The sequence below is a fragment of the Frankia sp. CcWB2 genome (genome assembly GCF_977927585.1).
Genome location: NZ_CDWRCM010000193.1, coordinates 1 through 2,921, shown reverse-complemented (window position 1 = coordinate 2,921; position 2,921 = coordinate 1). Strand labels below are relative to the sequence as shown.

General features: G+C 67.2%; 1 protein-coding gene and 1 pseudogene. One reads left to right on the top strand and one right to left on the bottom strand.

Annotated elements, in window-relative coordinates; translation table 11 throughout:
- Positions 1-378: pseudogene (locus ACY45C_RS17570) on the bottom strand (DUF4037 domain-containing protein); the annotation flags it as partial.
- A gap of 781 nt (positions 379-1,159) precedes the next feature.
- On the opposite strand from ACY45C_RS17570, the gene ACY45C_RS17565 reads away from it, so the two are divergent.
- Positions 1,160-2,740 (top strand): ATP-binding protein, encoded by a 1,581-nt coding sequence (locus tag ACY45C_RS17565; RefSeq protein ID WP_462188644.1) that lies wholly within the window; start codon positions 1,160-1,162, stop codon positions 2,738-2,740.
- The last annotated feature ends 181 nt before the right edge of the window (positions 2,741-2,921 follow it).

The following is a 2,921-nucleotide window of genomic DNA, read 5'->3' as shown; positions in this document are numbered from 1 at the left end:
AAGGCGTTCGAGGAGAAAAGCCGATCCGTATGAGGTCGCGGGCCACGCGGGCGGCAAGCACACGCGAGCCGAGGTCGTCGCCGCCGCGGCCACCTGTGCGGCCGATGAACGGTTTTTCCTGGCTGACCCGCAGCCAGCCGGCTGCCAGGACGTAGCGCCAGACGTCGTCGGGGTACCAGGCCAGTGCCCGACGCCGCGTGGTGAGCAGATCGAGCGGGTCGTGCACGGGGGGCCGAAGTCGTGGTCCGTGGAGACCTCGTCGTCGAAGCCGAGGACCTCGGACCCCTCACCGAGCAACGCGGCAGCGTGGGGCACGCCCACGACCAGCGACCGAACCGCCCGCTCGTAGAACCGTCGAGAAAGATCGCGACCGGGCACGGCTCCGCGATCCTCCTCAAGGCATCCCGTCATGCACCAGGCATCTCATCGTCGAGGTTGCCGAACAGCCGTGCGCGGGACGTGTCAACCATGATCACCACTGAATCGGGGACGTCAGCCAAGGAGACCACGGACCTGACGTGGTCCAGGACGAAGGGCATGGTCCTGCCGCCTGACGTGAACGGCGACTCCCGGCCGGTGCCATCGGCATGCTGGACGGCAGCTGGGACGTGATGGTCCCTTCGTCGCTGCCCAGGCCGTCGGCGAACAGGTTGCCATGCGCGTTCTTGCCGCGGCCCCAGCGGCTGCCGTGGCTACCGCGGGTCCTCCGAAGTCGCCACCGCTCAGCACCTCGGCGGAACGGACGCGGTTCGCATGATCCCAACATGGTCGTCCGGCCGGGGCTCGAACCAGCTGTCGAGGCCCTGACCAGCACCGTTCCATGGTGTTGAATCTCAAAGCGATAGATCGCGAACCGCATTCACCGAGGTCGGAGGCGTGATCAGAAAAAGGGTGGCCTCTCTGTACCAGCATCCGAATCGATAGATCTTGGTTGCTGGCCTTGAAATTACCGTCCGGCCGGTCGCTACCCGGCCCCTGGCCAGGGGCGACGCTGGATGGCCGCGCCGACCGGAGTGTCGCCTGACGGATTGAACGAGTGTTCCATTGGTCCGTCCGCGCGATCGCGACCAGTCAGGGAGGAATCACTCGCCGCACAGGTAGATCGTCGATCACGGGTAGGCTGGTCGTGAAGTAGCGAGTCGGGCGGGGAGGAGGACTGGTGAGCCGTCGGTTCAACACGGCTGGGCCGTGCATCCCCGCGGAGCATTACATGATCCCGGCGCTGTCCCGCCTCCCGGAGGCGCCCGGGTTGGTGGATCTCAAGGCCTACTTCGTCGTCCACGCGCCCCGCCAGACGGGGAAGACGACGGCGCTCCGCGCACTCGCGGCCGACCTGACCATGCAGGGCCGGTACGCCGCGGTGCACGTCTCCTGCGAGACCGGGCGCGCCTGGGGAGACGACATCCGCGCCGCGTCCCGGGCGATTCTCGACCGGCTCCGCTCCAGCGCCGAGGACACCCTGCCTGCGGAGCTGCGGCCGGCGCCGTGGCCGGAGACCTCCGACGGCACCCTGATCGTCGAGGCGCTCGGAGCCTGGGCCCGGATCTGCCCAAGTCCGCTCGTCCTGTTCTTCGACGAGATCGACGCCCTTCAGGGCCAGTCGCTGATCAGTGTGCTCAGCCAGGTGCGGGACGGCTACAACGCCCGCTCCACAGCGCCCTTCCCGGCATCGGTCGTGCTGTGTGGTCTCCGCGATGTCCGTGACTACAAGGCGGCGGCCGGTGGTGACCCGTCGCGGCTGGGCACGTCGAGCCCTTTCAACATCAAACTCAAGTCGCTTAGGCTGGGCGACTTCACCGCGGATGAGGTGGCGGAGCTCTACGGTCAGCACACCGCCGCCACCGGCCAGCCGTTCGCGCCGGGCGCCGTCGAGCACGCCTACGAGCTCACGGGCGGCCAGCCGTGGCTGGTCAACGCGCTGGCCCGCGAGGTCGTCGAGGAGATGGCCATGCCCGCCACAGAGACGATCACACTTGAGCATCTCGAGGCCGCGAAGGAACGGCTCGTCCTTGCGCGCGCCACCCACCTGGACTCGCTGGCCTCCAAGCTAGCCGAACCCCGTGTCCGTGAGATCATCGCTCCGTTGATCGCCGGGGACCCGCTCGTCCTCGACCCGTACGACGACGACGTCAGCTATGTCCGTGATCTCGGCCTCATCGCACCCGACCCACCAGTACGGGCCGCGAATCCGATCTACCGCGAGGTCATCGTCCGCGTCCTGTCGTCCTCCGTGCAGGAGAGCATCACCACCGATCCCCGCACCTTCGTCCGCCCGGACGGCAGTTTCGATCTTCCACGAGTCCTCGCCGACTTCGCGGTCTGGTGGATCGAGAACGGCGAGTTCCTCACCAGCCGCGGCTACTACAACGAGGCCGCGCCCCAGCTCATTCTCATGGGCTACCTCCAGCGCGCCATCAACGGTACCGGCCAGATCGAACGCGAATACGCGCTCGGCTCCGGCCGCATTGACCTTCATCTCCGCTGGCCCTACGTACCCCGCGGGGGACCGCGGCAGGTCCAGCGCGAGGGTTTCGAGATCAAGGCCTGGCGCACCGGCAGATCCAACCCGCTCAAGGCCGGGCTCCTACAGCTGGACCGCTATCTCGACCGACTCCAGTTGCCGACCGGCACCCTTGCGATCTTCGACCAGCGCACGAACGCGCCTCCCATCGACGAACGCACCGCGATCACCACCGTGACCAGCCCGGCCGGGCGCTGCATCACCCTCCTCAACGGGTGACCGACGCCCGCGCGCCTTGAGTCCGAACACGACGCGGGGGCCGAGTCGTCCGCGAGGCCTGTGGGGTGTCAGAGGGCGCTTTGGAGTTCTGATAACGATAAGTAGCATCTGAGATCGGTGGCTTTTGCTGTACATCGCACCACGAGAACGCTTTCGCGCTCCCCAAATAAACGATCATGGG